The organism is Labrys miyagiensis, assembly GCF_030160835.1.
In the GTDB taxonomy this organism is placed as follows: Bacteria; Pseudomonadota; Alphaproteobacteria; order Rhizobiales; family Labraceae; genus Labrys; species Labrys miyagiensis.
The window spans coordinates 1-15,685 of sequence record NZ_BSPC01000011.1; the positions used below are offsets into that span (position 1 = coordinate 1).

The 15,685-nt window shown below is 62.2% G+C and carries 14 protein-coding genes; 7 read left to right on the plus strand and 7 right to left on the minus strand.

Annotated elements, in window-relative coordinates:
* The 5 genes from QQL24_RS06445 to QQL24_RS06465 all read right to left on the minus strand — a co-directional run.
* Window positions 1-282 (minus strand): translation initiation factor IF-2 associated domain-containing protein (locus QQL24_RS06445; RefSeq protein WP_284311083.1); only part of this gene is annotated, 282 nt, incomplete at its 3' end.
* A 42-nt stretch (window positions 283-324) separates the two neighbouring features.
* Window positions 325-1,068 carry an RNA-binding protein gene (locus QQL24_RS06450; protein WP_284311084.1) on the minus strand — a complete coding sequence of 248 codons (744 nt, stop codon included), beginning with the start codon at window positions 1,066-1,068 and terminating at the stop codon, window positions 325-327.
* A gap of 6 nt (window positions 1,069-1,074) precedes the next feature.
* Window positions 1,075-2,694: a transcription termination factor NusA gene (nusA, locus tag QQL24_RS06455; protein WP_284311085.1), complete on the minus strand. Its 1,620-nt coding sequence runs from the start codon at window positions 2,692-2,694 to the stop codon at window positions 1,075-1,077.
* 13 nt (window positions 2,695-2,707) lie between these two features.
* Window positions 2,708-3,415, minus strand: a complete 708-nt coding sequence (rimP, locus tag QQL24_RS06460) for a ribosome maturation factor RimP (RefSeq protein WP_284311086.1) — start codon at window positions 3,413-3,415, stop codon at window positions 2,708-2,710.
* A 526-nt stretch (window positions 3,416-3,941) separates the two neighbouring features.
* Complete coding sequence (locus QQL24_RS06465; RefSeq protein ID WP_284311087.1) at window positions 3,942-4,982, minus strand: LacI family DNA-binding transcriptional regulator; 1,041 nt, start codon at window positions 4,980-4,982, stop codon at window positions 3,942-3,944.
* Window positions 4,983-5,192: 210 nt separating this feature from the next.
* Here QQL24_RS06465 and QQL24_RS06470 point away from each other — a divergent pair, with 210 nt between their 5' ends.
* The 7 genes from QQL24_RS06470 (at window position 5,193) to QQL24_RS06500 (ending at window position 13,122) form a co-directional block, all read left to right on the plus strand.
* Window positions 5,193-6,461 carry an ABC transporter substrate-binding protein gene (locus QQL24_RS06470; RefSeq protein WP_284311088.1) on the plus strand — a complete coding sequence of 423 codons (1,269 nt, stop codon included), beginning with the start codon at window positions 5,193-5,195 and terminating at the stop codon, window positions 6,459-6,461.
* Between the two features lie 117 nt (window positions 6,462-6,578).
* Window positions 6,579-7,487, plus strand: coding sequence for a carbohydrate ABC transporter permease (locus QQL24_RS06475; protein WP_284311089.1), 909 nt, complete (start codon window positions 6,579-6,581; stop codon window positions 7,485-7,487).
* Entirely contained in the window at window positions 7,487-8,377 is an 891-nt protein-coding gene (locus QQL24_RS06480; protein ID WP_284311090.1) for a carbohydrate ABC transporter permease, read from the plus strand. The genes QQL24_RS06475 and QQL24_RS06480 overlap by 1 nt, the downstream gene beginning before the upstream one ends.
* Window positions 8,378-8,382: 5 nt before the next feature.
* Complete coding sequence (locus QQL24_RS06485) at window positions 8,383-9,501, plus strand: ABC transporter ATP-binding protein (protein WP_284311091.1); 1,119 nt, start codon at window positions 8,383-8,385, stop codon at window positions 9,499-9,501.
* Window positions 9,502-9,560: 59 nt separating this feature from the next.
* On the plus strand, window positions 9,561-10,319 hold the full coding sequence (locus QQL24_RS06490; RefSeq protein ID WP_284311092.1) for a sugar phosphate isomerase/epimerase family protein: 759 nt from the start codon (window positions 9,561-9,563) through the stop codon (window positions 10,317-10,319).
* A 331-nt stretch (window positions 10,320-10,650) separates the two neighbouring features.
* Window positions 10,651-11,784 (plus strand): Gfo/Idh/MocA family protein, encoded by a 1,134-nt coding sequence (locus QQL24_RS06495; protein WP_284311093.1) that lies wholly within the window; start codon window positions 10,651-10,653, stop codon window positions 11,782-11,784.
* A gap of 120 nt (window positions 11,785-11,904) precedes the next feature.
* On the plus strand, window positions 11,905-13,122 hold the full coding sequence (locus QQL24_RS06500; RefSeq protein WP_284311094.1) for a hypothetical protein: 1,218 nt from the start codon (window positions 11,905-11,907) through the stop codon (window positions 13,120-13,122).
* A 286-nt stretch (window positions 13,123-13,408) separates the two neighbouring features.
* Here QQL24_RS06500 and QQL24_RS06505 read toward each other — a convergent pair whose 3' ends face one another.
* Together QQL24_RS06505 and QQL24_RS06510 are read right to left on the minus strand one after the other, a co-directional pair.
* A complete protein-coding gene (locus QQL24_RS06505) occupies window positions 13,409-14,698 on the minus strand; it encodes a D-tagatose-bisphosphate aldolase, class II, non-catalytic subunit (protein ID WP_284311095.1) in 1,290 nt (429 codons plus the stop codon).
* Complete coding sequence (locus QQL24_RS06510) at window positions 14,695-15,675, minus strand: tagatose kinase (RefSeq protein WP_284311096.1); 981 nt, start codon at window positions 15,673-15,675, stop codon at window positions 14,695-14,697. Before QQL24_RS06510 ends, QQL24_RS06505 begins: the two co-directional genes overlap by 4 nt.
* Window positions 15,676-15,685 lie beyond the last annotated feature (10 nt).

Genomic DNA, 15,685 nt, shown 5'->3' on the forward strand with positions numbered 1-15,685 from the left:
CTGCGGAGCAGGCGCCGGCGGCGGGGGCACCGGGCGCGGAGGCACTGCCGGAGCCTGGGGCACCGGACGCGGTGGCGGCGCGGCAGCGGCGGGCGGCTGGGGCGCAAGCGTGGGAGTGGGCCCTGACGGACGCCGCTTCACCGTCTCGACGACGACTGTCTTGGTACGGCCATGCGAAAAGCTCTGGCGCACCGTATCCGGCGCGCTCGAAGGCCGCTTCAGAGTCAACGTCTTGGTGGGCGTAACAGTCAGCGTATCGCCCGGGTTCTTCGTATCAGTCATTCCGTGCCAAATCCTGCGGGTCGCCCCGTTTCATACAAAAGTTCAGATGACGTCGTCGCCGTCTTGCGACGGGGCGGCATCTTGCGTTGAGGGTTCGTCGTCCGCTTGCAGCGGGGCTTCCCGGGATGGAACGTCCTCGGCCGAAGCCAGTCCGCCATCCCGCCAGAAAGCGAGCGCCGCAACGCGATCCAGGAAACCGGTTGCCGCCGGGCCCGCGCAGAGCGCAGCATGTATCACATTTGTCCGCCCTAATGCCAAATCCAAATGGGCGGAATCGAGATTCATTATTGTGTCGGGTACATTTTTATCCAAATAGGCCCGCCGGACGGCTTGCGCAAGCTTTCTTGCCCCGTCTTCTGCTCCGTCCCGGGCCTGAATCACGGCCACGATACGTTGCGAGAGCCGTTCGGAATCGAGCGCGTCGATCACCTTGGCAAAGCCCGAGATCACCAGCCCGGCCTTGTTGGCGAAGCTGAGCATGTCGAGCACGGCCCTTTCGAGCAGCATCTCGACCATGTCGGGCAGGGTCGGGGGAACTTCGACCGGACGCTTCAGGGAGCGGGCGAAGGCCTTCCTGCGCATCGCTTCGTTGAAGCTCGCCCGATTGGCCGTGACCCAGACGCCGCGGCCCGGCAGCACACGCTTGAGGTCGGGCGTCAGTGTCCCATCGGGTGAGGGGACCAGGCGGATCAGCGTGTCGACAGGCCGCACGAGGCGCGTGGCGACGCACAGGCGCTCGTGCGCCCGGCGGTCATCTCGCTCTTCGAAACTCGGCGTTGTCAACACTATGGGTCATGCTCCGTGCTCGGCAGAGGCAGCTTCTTCGCCGGTGGCTTCTTCGTCGGCGGCTTCCTCGGTTTCCTCGGGAGCCTCGATCCAGCCGGCCTTGACGCGGGCGGCCATGATGATCGCCTCGGCCTCGTCGCGCGTGAGGTCGAAGCCGTCGAGATAGCCGGCATGCTTGGTGGTCTCGCCATCCTTGCGCTCGGTCCAGCCGACGAGATCGTCGGTGGCGCAGCCGGCAAGGTCCTCGACCGACTTCACGTCGTTCTCGCCGAGAGCCACCATCATGGCGGTGGAGACACCCTCGATGTCCTTGAGTTCGTCCTCGACACCCAGCGCCTTGCGCTTGGCGTCGAATTCGGCCTCGACGGCATTGAGATAATCGCGGGCGCGGGTCTGGATCTCGGCCGCCGTTTCCTCGTCGAAGCCCTCGATCGAGGACACGTCGGAGGGATCGACATAGGCGACTTCCTCCACCGTGCGGAAGCCTTCGGACGCCAGCAACTGGCCGACGACTTCGTCGACATTCAGGGCGGTCATGAAGGTCTGCGTACGCGCCACGAATTCCTTCTGGCGGCGCTCGCTTTCCTCGGCTTCGGTAAGAATGTCGATGTCCCAGCCGGTCAGCTGCGAGGCCAGGCGCACATTCTGGCCGCGACGGCCGATGGCCAGCGAAAGCTGGGCTTCCGGCACCACGACCTCGATCTTCTCGGAATCTTCGTCGAGCACCACCTTCGACACTTCGGCCGGCTGCAGCGCGTTGACGATGAAGGTGGCCACGTCCGGCGACCAGGGGATGATGTCGATCTTCTCGCCCTGCAGTTCGCCGACCACGGCTTGCACGCGCGAACCGCGCATACCGACGCAGGCGCCGACGGGGTCGATTGAGGAATCGCGCGAGATCACGGCGATCTTGGCGCGCGAGCCGGGGTCGCGGGCCACGGCCTTCACCTCGATCACGCCGTCATAGATCTCCGGCACTTCCTGCTCGAAGAGCTTGGACATGAACTGGGGATGGGTGCGCGACAGGAAGACCTGCGGGCCGCGTTGCTCGCGGCGCACGTCGAAGAGATAGGCGCGGATGCGGTCACCCGGGCGGAAGACCTCGCGCGGCAGCAATTCGTCGCGGCGCACCACGGCTTCGCCGCGGCCGAGATCGACGACGACATTGCCATATTCCACGCGCTTGACCAGGCCGTTGACCACGGTGCCGACGCGGTCCTTGAACTCGTCGAACTGGCGGTCGCGCTCGGCCTCGCGCACCTTCTGCACGATGACCTGCTTGGCGGACTGGGCGGCGATGCGGCCGAAATCGAAGGGCGGCAGGGTCTCGGCGATCCAGTCGTCGATCTGGGCGGCCGGGTTCTTGCGGCGAGCGTCCTCGACCAGGATCTGCGTGGCGTCGTTCTCGATCTGATCGACCACCTGCAGCAGGCGGGACAGACGGATCTCGCCGGTCTTGGGATTGATCTCGGCGCGAACTTCCGTCTCCTGGCCGTAGCGCGAACGCGCGGCTTTCTGGATCGCGTCTTCCATGGCGGCAAGCACGATTTGGCGGTCGATCACCTTTTCACGGGCGACGGCGTCGGCAATTTGCAAAAGTTCCAGGCGATTCGCGCTGACGGCCATGGGTCTTTTCCTCTCAGCGGGTTTTTGGTTGCTTGTGCGGCTTATGGGCCCGCGGATTCTTGGGCTGCGGAGCCTCCTCGGCGTCCAGCTCAGCCTCGTCTTCTGCCTCGATCTGCGCAGCGAGCGCTTTGGAGGCGACCTTGGCGCGGCGAAGCGATTCCGTCACCAGCGCGTCGGTCAGGATGAGATGGGCTTCGCTCATCTCGTCGATCTTCAATTCAACGTCGGTGGCCTCGCCGGGCTGGGCATCCGTGCGGCGGACCTTGGCCTTGTTGCCCTCGCCGCCCAGCAGGATACCACGAAAGCGGCGGCGGCCGGCGACGATCAGAGTCATCTCTATCTTGGCCTCATGCCCGGCCCAGCGCTGGAAATCGGTGGCGCGCACCAGCGGCCGGTCGATTCCGGGCGAGGAGACCTCGAGGTGGTAAGCCTTGCCGATGGGATCATCGACGTCGAGCACCGGCGAAATGGCCTTGGAGACGTCTTCGCAGTCATCCACTGTCATGGAGCCGTCGGGCCGCTCGGCCATGATCTGTACGGTGCCGCCATTGGTGCCGGTAAGGCGCACGCGCACCAGGCGATAGCCCATCGGCAGGATGGTGCGCTCCACGATCTCGGCCACGCGCGCGGCGACGCCCGTCTCGGTGAGACGTCGCGGCTCATGCAAGGCGTCGGCCGCAAGATCGGCTTCGCTGACAATGTTGGATCCGGGCTCGGTCAAGCAACCCTCGAAACAAAAAGAGCGGGTCCCGGGGGGGGCCCACTCTCACAAACCAACGATCCATGGACCGTCTATGAGATGTCTCATCGAGACACGCGCAATATAGGGATTTTTCGCAGGCGTGCAAGGAGGGATTTGTTCGACTGGGTCTTGCTGCTCGACAGTGCCGACGGCGTGGCCGGACTGACAGATTGTTATGCATGACACGATCGCTTATTTGCGCGGAGTGGGAGCCGGGCTTTCGCCCGACTCCCCCTTGCCTAAAGCTTGAGCAGGATCCGGAGAGTGACTTGCCAGCCACTCCGGGTCCTTTTCGCTTCAAGCGAGATGGTAAGTGGCAAAAACCACATCATCATCTCCTCCGTCGATCGCCAGGGCTGTTGCCGCAGCCATGGAAGCCAATCTTCCACGGTGGGCCCTTGGCACGGCCCCGCTGCTTTTGTCGATCAAGAACATTGCATGAACATAAATTGAGCCCAGGTCAACGGCGGTATACCTGTCAACCGTTGGATCTCAGGAACCTGGCTTACACCTTCACCGGCCCCGCGCTGTCGCGCTTGTCGAGTTCCCCCTTCAGCACCGTCACACGGGGCGGGGCAGTCTCCCCCTTGATCATGCCGAGCAGGATCTCGGCGCCCGTCGAGCCCAGCTCGAAACGCGGTTGGCGAATGGTGGTGAGGGTGGGCTCGACATAGTCGCCGATCTCGATGCCGTCGAAGCCGACGATGGAGACGTCCTCGGGCACGCGCACGCCCGCGCGCCTGATCGTCTTCATGAAGGCGATGGCCATCTCGTCCGAGCAGGAGACCACGCCGGTCGGGCGCCGTTCGAGCTTCAGGAAGGCCTCGCCGGCAGCAACCCCCGAGGCGAAGTCGTAATTGCCTTCGAAGCGGACAAAATCGTCAGGTCCGAGGCCCGCCGCCGCCAGCTCGGCGAGGAAGCCGGGGTAGCGCTCGAGCTCGTTGAAATTGCCCTTCGGGCCGGCGATGTAGGCGAGGTGCCGATGGCCCATCTCGATCAGATAGCGGGTCTGCGCCCGGCAGCACACTTCGTCATCCACCAGCACGGCGGGGATATTCGGCCCGTCTGCCTCGGCGCAGATGGCGACGATCGGCATGCCGGAATCGATGATCGAACGCCCATTGAAGGAGGGTATGGCATTGGAGAGCACCAAGGCGCCGTCGATGAAGCCGCCAAAGACCAGATCGACCAGGTGCTTTTCGGTGTTGTCGTCATGGATGTCGAGATTGCCCATCAGCACCGAATAACCGGCCTGGCCGAGGGCGACGTCGATGCCGCGCAGCACCTCGCTGAAGAAAGGGGGGTTGCGCCTCTTGCCCACCACCACGAGCACGGTCCTGGACGAGCCGGCGCGCAATTGGCGGGCGGCGACATTGGGGGTGTAGCCGAGTTGCCGCACCGCGGCGAACACGCGCTCGCGCGTCTCCTCCAGCACACGGTCGGGAAAGGTAAGAGCCCGGCTGACCGTGGCGGTCGACACGCCGGCGGCGCGCGCGACATCGCCGATGCGGGCCTTGGCAGCTTCCCTCGGGTCCCTGCGCTGCACTCGCTTTGCTCTTGGCTTGGCGGAAACCATGGACTTTACCGATCGCTAAGGTGCTGATCGCTCGACAAAAAGCGCGCCTGCTTCTATCCTGGCGCGTCTCTTTCGGCTCCAGCAACTCCCCCCTTGACATGAACCTCGATCGCAATCAATATCCAGCCGCGTGCAATCGATTACATAAGTTAAACATGCAACGCTTCAGGGAGAATGTCCATGGTAAAAATGTCTGAAATTTTGCCGGCCCGTTATTCCCGTACCGCTATCGCGGTCGTACTCGCAAGCCTCGCTTTGGCGGGTTCGGCGCTGGCGCAGGACAAACCCAAGGCCGAAGTGATGCATTGGTGGACCTCGGGCGGCGAAGCCGCGGCCGTGAAGGTCTTCGCGGACCAGTATACCAAGGCCGGTGGCACTTGGGTCGATGCGGCGGTGGCCGGCGGTGAGGCTGCCCGCGCCGCTGCGATCAACCGCATTGTCGGCGGCAATCCGCCCACTGCCTCGCAGTTCAATACCGGCAAGCAGTTCGATGACCTTGTCAGCCAGGGCCTGTTGAACACGCTCGACCAGGTCGCCGACGAAGGCAAGTGGAAGAGCTTCCTGCCGCCGGCCTTCGTGGAAGCGGCGAGCCGTGATGGCCATTTTTACGCGGTTCCCGTCAATGTGCACGGCCAGAACTGGGCCTTCTATTCCAAGCCGGTGCTCGACAAGGTGGGCATCGCAGCGCCGCCCAAGGATTGGGACGAATTCTTTGCGGATATGGACAAGATCAAGGCCGCCGGCCTGATCCCGATCGCCTTGGGCGGCCAGCCCTGGCAGGAACATATCCTCTTCAACGACATCCTGCTTTCCATCAGCAAGGACACCTATCTCAATCTCTATGACAAGCATGATGCGAGCGCGACCGCCACGCCGGAATTCAAGAAGGCAGCCGAGATCTTCGGCAAGATGCGTGATTATTTCGATCCGGGTGCGCCGGGCCGCAACTGGAATGATGCAACGGCGCTGCTGATCACCGAAAAGGCCGGCGTGCAGTTCATGGGCGACTGGGCCAAGGGCGAATTCAAGGCGGCCAAGAAAGAGGCCGGCAAGGATTTCTACTGCCAGATGGGCCTCAGCGATGGCGAGCTGATGATCGGCGGCGACGTCTTCGTGTTCCCCAAGACGGCCGACGCCGCCCAGCTCAAGGCGCAGAATCTGCTTGCGACGACCATGCTGTCGCCGGAAACGCAGGTGCTGTTCAACATCCAGAAAGGCTCGATGCCCGTCCGCACCGACGTCGATGCCAGCAAGTTCGACAGCTGCGCCCAGAAGGGCATGAAGCTTCTGGCCGATTCCTCGCACCAGACCCCGGTGGTCGACCTCCTGCTCACCGCCGACCTCAGCGGTACGCTGGATGACGTCATCACCAACTTCCTCAACAACAAGAGCGCCACGGTGGACGATTTCATCGCCAAGTTCACCGAAGCGATGAAGGCAGCGAACTGATCCTGCCGGGACCTGCAGGTTTCTCGGCGGCATTGAATCTTGCGCAATGCCGCTGAGCCGCAGCCTGTGGTCTCGGCATGCCTCCATCTTAGAAGACTGCGCCCGAGGGAGGTCACCATGACCGCGCCTGCACGATTGCCGTCTCAACCGCGCCCGTTTCGCCTGACCATGGCCACAGTCGCGCTTTTGCCCGCCTGGATCATTGTTGTCGTCGCCTATCTCGGCACCATGGCATGGACGGTGGTGATCTCGTTCACCAGTTCCAAGCTGCTGCCGGTCTATCATTTCGTTGGCTTCGACCAATATGTGCGGCTGTTCACCTCCGACCGCTGGCAGGTCTCGATCTGGCATCTGGCCGTGTTCGGGGTGTTGTTCATCGTGCTGTGCCTCATCGTCGGTTTTCTGCTCGCGGTGGCGCTGGACCAGAAAATCCGCTTCGAGAATACCTTCCGCACCATCTTTCTCTACCCCTATGCCATGTCCTTCATCGTCACGGGGCTGATCTGGCAGTGGCTGATGAATCCCGATCTCGGCATCCAGAACACCGTGCGAGGGCTTGGCTGGACCAGCTTCACCTTCGATTGGGCGGTGAACAACAATCTGGCGGTATTCGCTCTGGTTATCGCGGCGGTCTGGCAGGCCTCGGGCCTGGTCATGGCCCTGATGCTGGCCGGCCTTCGCGGGGTCGATACCGAATTGTGGAAGGCGGCGAAGATCGACGGCATCCCGTCCTGGCGGGTCTATGTCTCGATCATCATCCCAATCCTGACGCCGACGATCACCACGGCCACCGTCCTGCTCTCGATTTCGGTGATCAAGGTCTATGACCTCGTTGTCGCGCTCACCAACGGCGGCCCGGGGACATCCTCGGAAATGCCGGCTAAATTCGTGATGGACAATCTCGGCCAGCGCCAGAACATCGGCCTCGCCACGGCAGCCTCGACCGTCATGCTGATAACGGTGATCTGCGTCGTCTCGCCCTGGCTCTATTACACCTATTTCCGCAAGCGGGGAGGGCGGGTGTGATGAGCGACACCGCCACCCAGCCAAGGGGACGCCGCCCCACAGGTCTCACCTCCGGACGTGTCGGCGTCTATGTCTTCCTTGCCATCGCTGCGGCGTTCTTCCTGCTGCCGGCCGTGATCATGGTGCTGACCTCGCTCAAGACCATGGACCAGATCCGGCTGGGGCATATCTTTTCATTGCCCGAGAGCCTGGATTTCACTGCCTGGGGCACCGCATGGTCGAGCGCCTGCACGGGCTTGAACTGCAACGGCATCAGCGTCGGCTTCCTCAATTCGGTGAAGATCCTGGTGCCGAGTACCATCATCTCGATCTCGGTCGGAGCGATCACCGGCTATGCGCTGTCTCTATGGAATGTGCGCTGGGCCAATGTCCTGTTCGGCATTCTGCTGATCGGCGCGTTCATCCCCTATCAGGTGTTCATCTACCCACTCGTACGGTTTTCGTCGATGGCGGGTATCTTTCAGACCCTGCCTTGCATCATCACCATCCATACCATCTTCGGTCTGCCGTTGATGACGCTGATCTTCCGCAATTATTACGCCAGCCTGCCGATCGAACTCTTCAAGGCCGCGCGCGTGGACGGCGCCGGCTTCTGGCAGATCTTCTTCTACGTGATCCTGCCGATGTCGACGCCGATGATCGTGGTGGCGGCAATCCTGCAGATTACCGGCATCTGGAACGACTTCATCCTCGGATTGAATTTCGCAGGCAGTACCAATTCGCCGATGACGGTGCTCCTCAACAATATCGTCAACTCGACCACGGGCGAGCGTGTCTACAACGTCAACATGGCGGCGACCATCCTCACCGCCGCCGTCCCGCTCGCGGTCTATTTCATCTCCGGTCGCTGGTTTGTGCGCGGTATCGCCGCCGGCGCAGTCAAGGGGTAGATGCCATGGAAGCTCCCGTGAATGCTCCCGCTGCCGCCAAGAGCCAGTCGGTCTCGGTCAAGGATCTGGCGATCCGCTATGGCGCGGTCACCGTGCTGGACAATCTCCAGCTCGATGTGAAGCAGGGCGAGTTCATCGTGCTGCTCGGCCCCTCGGGCTGCGGCAAGTCGACCCTGCTCAACGCCATTGCCGGCCTCCTCGATATCAGCGATGGCGAGATCTGGATCTCAGGCAAGAACGTCACCTGGGCCGAGCCCGCCGATCGCGGCATCGGCATGGTGTTCCAGTCCTATGCGCTCTATCCGCGCATGAGCGTGGAAGGCAACATGTCCTTCGGGCTCCGGATCGCCGGCGTGCCCAAGGACGAGATCGCCAGGCGCGTCGCCAAGGCGGCCAAGCTGTTGCATCTCGAACCGCTGCTGCAGCGCAAGCCCTCCGAGCTGTCCGGCGGCCAGCGCCAACGTGTCGCCATTGGCCGTGCCCTGGTGCGCAATGTCGACGTCTTCCTGTTCGACGAGCCCTTGTCCAACCTCGACGCCAAGCTGCGCAACGAATTGCGCGTGGAGATCAAGAAGCTCCACCAGGACCTCGGCAACACCATGATCTATGTCACCCACGACCAGATCGAGGCGCTGACCCTGGCCGACCGCATCGCCGTGATGAAGGGCGGCGTCATCCAGCAATTGGCGAGCCCGCTCGAGATCTACCACAAGCCAGCCAACCAGTTCGTCGCCGGCTTCATCGGTTCGCCCAGCATGAACTTCCTCGACGGTCGCGTCGCGGGCGGGCCAGGCGGCTGGCGCTTCGAGGCGGCGGGCGAGAGCATCGACCTCGCGGCTTACGGCTTCATCGGCCAGCCCGGTGAACGCAAGGCCGTCTTCGGCATTCGCCCCGAGCATGTCGAGATTGGTACAGGACCCGCCAGCACCCACTCCACCCGCGGCAAGATCAGCATCGTCGAGCCGATGGGCGCCGACACCGTGCTGTGGACAACCCTCGCCGGCGTTCCCGCCACCATCCGTGTCGACGGCGACAACGTCGTCCAGAGCGGCGACGAGATCGATTTCCATTTCGACGTCGCCCGTGCCTCCCTGTTCGACGCCGAGACGGGGGAGCGGCTGTAATCCTGGTCTGCGATCACCTCTAACCTTTTGATTTTCCTCATTTCCAGAAAGGACCCATCATGGCTCTCACCAATCCTCTCTCTTTCCAGCTTTATTCCGCCCGCAATTTTCCTCCACTCAAGGACCAGCTCAAGATCATCGCCGATGCCGGCTTCGACACTGTCGAGCCCTATGGCGCGTTCTATGCCGACGTGCCCGCCGCCAGCCAGCTTTTCAAGGACTTCGGCCTGAAGGCGCGCAGCGGCCATTTCGGTATCGATTCCCTGGAGAGCGAACTCGACCGCAACCTCGGCATAGCCGATGCACTCGGCATTGAGACCATCGTGGTACCCTTCCTGGCGCCGGCGGCTCGTCCCAGCGACACCGCAGGCTGGAAAGCCTTCGGCGAACGTCTCGCCAGGATCGGCGAACAGGTGCGCAAGGCCGGCCGCGGCTTTGCCTGGCACAATCATGATTTCGAGTTCATCGCCTTGCCGGATGGCTCCTTCCCGATCGAGCACGTCCTCACGGATGGTGTGAAGTGGGAGGCGGATGTCGCCTGGATCGTGCGCGCGAAGGCCGATCCCAAGGCCTGGATCTCACGCTACGGCTCGATCATGCCGCTGGTGCACGTCAAGGATATCGCTCCGGTCGGCGAGAACACCAATGAGGACGGCTGGGCAGATGTCGGCACAGGCGTGGTCGACTGGGCCACGATCTGGCCGCTCTGCGTCAAGGCAGGGGCCGAGGTCATGATCGCCGAGCACGACAATCCCTCCGACCTCAAGCGCTTCGCCACCGTGAGCGCCGAGGCCATGCGCAAGCTCGCCAATGCGTAACGGCACGCACTTTCGAATCCAGTGTGGGTCCTGAGAGCCTGATCGAGAAGGGAACCTCGACCTTTTGTCATTGCCGGGCTCGTCCCGGCAATCCAGGGGTGCAAACGCCGGCAACCATCCGCGTCCCTTCGGCGATGCCGCGCTTTTGAGGCAGCTTTTCAGACCGACACCAACCTCTTCATGCCGTGCTGGTCCGACGACCGGCACCCCGAAGCTCTCTAGAGCAAAGCGCGTTTACACGTAAACGCCCATTGCTCTAACTGTTTGTTTTAACGCGTCTTTGCGATTCTTGCCGATTCCGTCAAATCGCAAAACGCTATAGGAGACCACCATGCCCTTGCGCGTTGGATTGATCGGCTGCGGCAATATTTCGGATATCTATCTCATCAATGCCGCGCTGTTCCGCGACTACGACTTCGTCGCCTGCGCCGATCTCAAGGATGAGGCGGCCCGGAAGCAGGCAGACAAATACGGGCTGCACAAGCGCAGCATCGCCGATATCCTCGTGGCTGACGACATCGACATCATCCTCAACCTCACCATTCCGGAGGCACATGCGGGCGTGTCGATGTCGGCGATCGAAGCCGGCAAACATGTCTATGGCGAAAAGCCCCTGGCGACGCGCCTGACCGACGGCGTCAAGCTGATCGAGGCTGCCAAGGCCAAGGGGCTTCGCGTTGGCACCGCGCCCGATACGGTGCTCGGCGCCTCCATCCAGGACGCGCGGCGCCGCATCGATGCCGGCGAAATCGGCAAGCCTTTGCTCGGCACAGCGGCGGTGATGGGCCATGGCATGGAGGCCTGGCATCCCAATCCGGAATTCTTCTTCAAGCCGGGCGCCGGGCCGGTGTTCGACATGGGCCCCTATTATCTCTCCACGCTCGTCACCCTGCTCGGGCCGGTCGCCAGCGTGGTGGCGCTGAGCCAGAGCGGTTTCGAGGAGCGCGTCGTCACCACCGAGGGGTCGCCCTTCAACGGCCAGCGTATAAAGGTGGAGACGCCGACCTCGATCCAGGCGCTGCTTGCCTTCAAGTCGGGTGCGCAGATCGCCTTCATGGCGAGCTGGGACGTGTGGGCGCATGGGCAATTGCCGCTCGAATTGCACGGCACCACCGCCTCCATGCGCGTGCCCGATCCCAACTGGTTCGGCGGCGAGGTATCGCTCGCCATCGGCCGCCAGCCCTGGGAGGCCCATGCCACCAGCAAGGACCGTTTCGGCGAGGCGAACTGGCCCAAGGACGCCCCGGGCGTCGCCAATTACCGCGGCCTCGGCCTCGCCGACATGGCCCGCGGCATTCTCGACAAGCGCCCGCACCGCGCCAATGGCGAGATCGGCCTGCATGTGCTGGCGATCATGGAGGGCATCCTCACCGCCGCAGCCGAGAACAGGACTGTCACCATCGAGCAGGGCTGCGACCGCCCGGCCGCCCTGGGTGACGTGGAGGCGAGGGGATTGCTGGCCTGAGCCTTCGGGCGGTCTTGCTGGCCTCACGTAAACCAAATCTTCGCCCTTACGCCAATTCGCGCTAGGACCCCGGCCCAAGCCCGGGTCATAGTGCGGCCATGACGTAAGGGCGATGTGTGCATGGGCTTGCTGGATTGGCTGTTCTCGCCAAAGGAAGTGACGAGAGAAGCGTTCGTTCAGGAGGCAATCGAGCTTCTGGAGCGCGCGGGCGGCACGAATTTCACCTTCGATGCCGAGCGCTTCGCCTTGCGCGGGGCCGACCACACCTGGTTTCTCGACAATGCCTTCGCCCGGACGAAGGGATTGTCGAAGCATAAGCGGCGAATGGAGCTAGAGCGGTTCGTCGCCACCGTGATCGAGGCACCCACGATCGACGTCTCCACGCTCGACATGGCTGCCCCGCTGCTGAAGCCGACGCTGCGCCTGCGCGGCAGGGACGCCACCACCCAACTCCAGGCCATGCTCGATGGCAGTGCCTCGACGGATATCGTTCCCTATGCCTTCGAGCCCCTGGTCGACGAGTTGATCGTGCGCCCGGTGGTCGACACCCAAGTCAGCATGCTGCATGTCGACGCTGAGCGCCTGGGCGAGTGGGGGATTTCGGTCGAAAATGCGCTGAAGATCGCCCTTGCCAACATCCGCCACGAGGTCGTGCCAGCCGGCTTCACGCGCCTGCAGGATGGCGTGTTGGCGGGGGCCTGGCTGCCGGACTACCAGCCCTGCGCCATGCTTTTTCCCGAGATCTTCCGCAATCTCGGCCTGCGTGGCGCGCCAGTGGTGGCGCCGCTGACGCGCGGGCTGATCTATGTCACCGGCAGCGAGGACATGGCCGGGCTCGCCCGTGTGCTGACCTTGGCCGAGCAATCCATAACCCGGGAACTCTATCCCTGCTCGGCCAGTCTCTATCGTCATGACGGCCGGTCGTGGTCGAAATTCATGCCGACGGGGAACAGCGAGGTCGAGCGGCTCGCCCATAGGGTGGAGACGCTCCAGGCCTGGGAGCTCTACGAGACGCAGCAGCGCCTCCTCAACAGGGTGCACGAGAAGACGGGCATCGACATCTTCGTGGCCACCTTCATGGTGGTGGAGCGCGGGCCCGCCATGTTCTCGGTCTCCTCCTGGGCCCGAAACGTACTTTCCCTGCTGCCGCGAACCGATGTCCTCGCCATACAACTCGAGGACGGCAGCAACCGGACGGTGTCATGGGAGGCGGCCTTCGAGGCCTTCGGCGATCTCATGAAGGAAGAGCCCGACCTCTGGCCCCGGCGCTGGCGGGTGAAGCGCTCGCCTGGCGACGCTCAGATCACCGCTCTGCCGGAATATCAGTCCGAAGCCTGAGGCGTTTTGCGATTTGACGGAATCGGCAGGAATCGCAAAGACGCGTCAAAACAAAGAGTTAGAGCATTGCAGCGTTTACGCTTAAACGCATTTTGCTCTAAGGAGTCACTCGATGCGCTTTTTTCGATGGTTGTCTACATGCTTTTAATTGACCAATATCGAAGGAAGTCTGACCCGGGAGCACGCGAGGTGCCAAATGCGGGAGGCGTATCTAACACCCTGCGGGCCCCCGGATCAGTAGTCCCGACGCTCTGCCCAGCGCGAGACCATCTCGGAATCTGGTGGATCATAACTGCCGCTCCTGGCGGCAAGCGCAGGCATCGTCATAACGTTGCAAAACTTCACCTACCGAGGCTATGACGATCGCCTGCGGTGAAGAGGTTTGAACAAGTGCGGCCGAAAGTTTAGGCAAGTACTGAGACGAAAGTGTAGTAGGAATAGCAACCTTGGAAAGCACCTGTTGCAGGTGCAGCCAGGCGGCTTGTGCTTTACCCTTGCCCCAATAATATCTTACACGATCGCTTAAACTATAGTGACGTTCGACATATTGATTTCTCTTTGAACCCTTGTAGTAACTCTTCCAATAAATGGGCTCATCACACATCAGCTTTTCCATGGTGGCAGCCAACGGCCTGTCGCCATAGCCTTCGACCAGCTCAGTGGCAATCATATCGAGTGCGTAGATCGCTTCGCGAAGGGCGAATGTCAGCTCTGGGCCAACCTTGAGGATTGAAAAGCCATTCTGCACAAGGTTTGATAACGCCTCACCGGATTGATAGTCGGTCGAGTGGGCTTCGTAGACGAAGGTGGGATACTCATTGAGGAGATTGGTCAGGTGCAATGTCGCGGCCGGCGCGTAAGTAATGACATTGTCATTCCCGAATTCGACACCCGGCTGCACAACGAGCGCGATGACCCTCTCGTACGCGCCATGCAGATTGTTCCTGGCAAATGTCCGCCGATGAACCTCTAGCGTCTCTCGAGCCGCATCCGCCGATGTTGGAGTGATGGCATCGAGTGCATGGTCCGCCCCGCCAGGGATAGGGACTTCCGTGCCGATAACATAGCAGGGTGGGGTGGTACCGCGGCGCCTCGCGATCTTTTCCGCGACCGAAGCCAGGCGCGCTGCCCGCTCCGCCGTGATCTCATCATTGAGAGCTGCGGGTTCCCCCGCGCAGCCCATCGATGCATCGAGATGGATCTTGCTGAAGCCTGCTTCCACATAGGCTCCCACCATCTCTTCCGCCTTCGCCATGGCGGTTTCAGCGGGCTCCTTCCTCCACGGATTCGGACCGAGATGATCGCCGCCGAGGATGATGCGGTCCATTGGCACGCCTTCCTGAGCAGCAAGTCCCGCCACGAAGTCTATGAATGCCTTCGGCGTTTGACCGGTGTAGCCACCGAATTGATTGACCTGATTGCATGTTGCTTCGATCAACACGCTTTTGTTCAGCCGCCTCGCCTGCTGGAGAGCAGCACTGAGGACGAGCGGATGGGCAGAGCAGACCGAGGTGATGCCGACGGGACTACCGTTCGTGCGAGATTTTGCGAGGTTCGTCAGAGCCGATTCCGTCATGATCTAGGCGTTCCTTCGACGAAAGTGTTCAGTTCACGAAGGGAGGCAACACCCTCCATCGGGCCGCGCTGGGTTACGGTTCGTGCGCCGGCGGCATTCGCCATCGTCAATGACTTGGCCGGGTCCATGCCCAGTCGCCGGCAAGTGAGATATGTCGCACCAAAGCAATCGCCGGCGCCTGTCGGATCAATTTCCGTCACTCTGAAAGCGGCAGCGTCGCCGCTCGAACCGTCACGTCGATAGTATGAAGCCCCCTCCGCTCCACGCTTGAGGACAATCTCGCTGACACCGAGTTCAAACAGTGCTGACAAGGCGTCATCCCGGTCTGCCCGTCCCGACACCGTCAGAAGCTCATCGCCCGATGGCAAAAGAAGGTCCGCCTGTTGGACGAGCGCCTCGAAACAGGCATAGGCAGAGCTGTCGGCCAGGAGCTCCTTGCGAACATTCGGGTCAAGCGACACCGAGCCACCGCGCTTGCGAACAGCAGCCAAGGCGAATTCGATGAGTGTCGCTACACCCGGAATAGCGAGTGACGAACCCATCACGTGCAAATGGCCTGCCCGTTCCGCAATGGCTTTTGTCACCGTCGTCAGGGATAGCTGGCCAGCCGCGGAATGGGTGATGTTGAAGATGAAATCCCGCGCACCATCAGGCCGATACCGGACAAAGGCACTCCCCGTCGGCCGGTTAGGCTCGACCGTCACAGCCGAGACATCAACACCGTCGCGCCTGAGACGCGCGAGGTTCAATTTTCCAAAGTCGTCATCGCCGACTGCGGCAACGATAGCGGCAGAGCCACCAAGGCGAGCGACCTGATCGATGAATATTGCCGGCGCACCGGAGGGGAAGGGTCCGGCAAACGTCTGGGGCTCGTTGAACCCAAACCCTGGTGAAGTCGCCATGATCTCCACCAAAATCTCGCCGATGGTAAGCGTCGGTCCAAGAGATTCCGGTGCGATCGCTTGAGGTGAACGCATGGCTAAATCC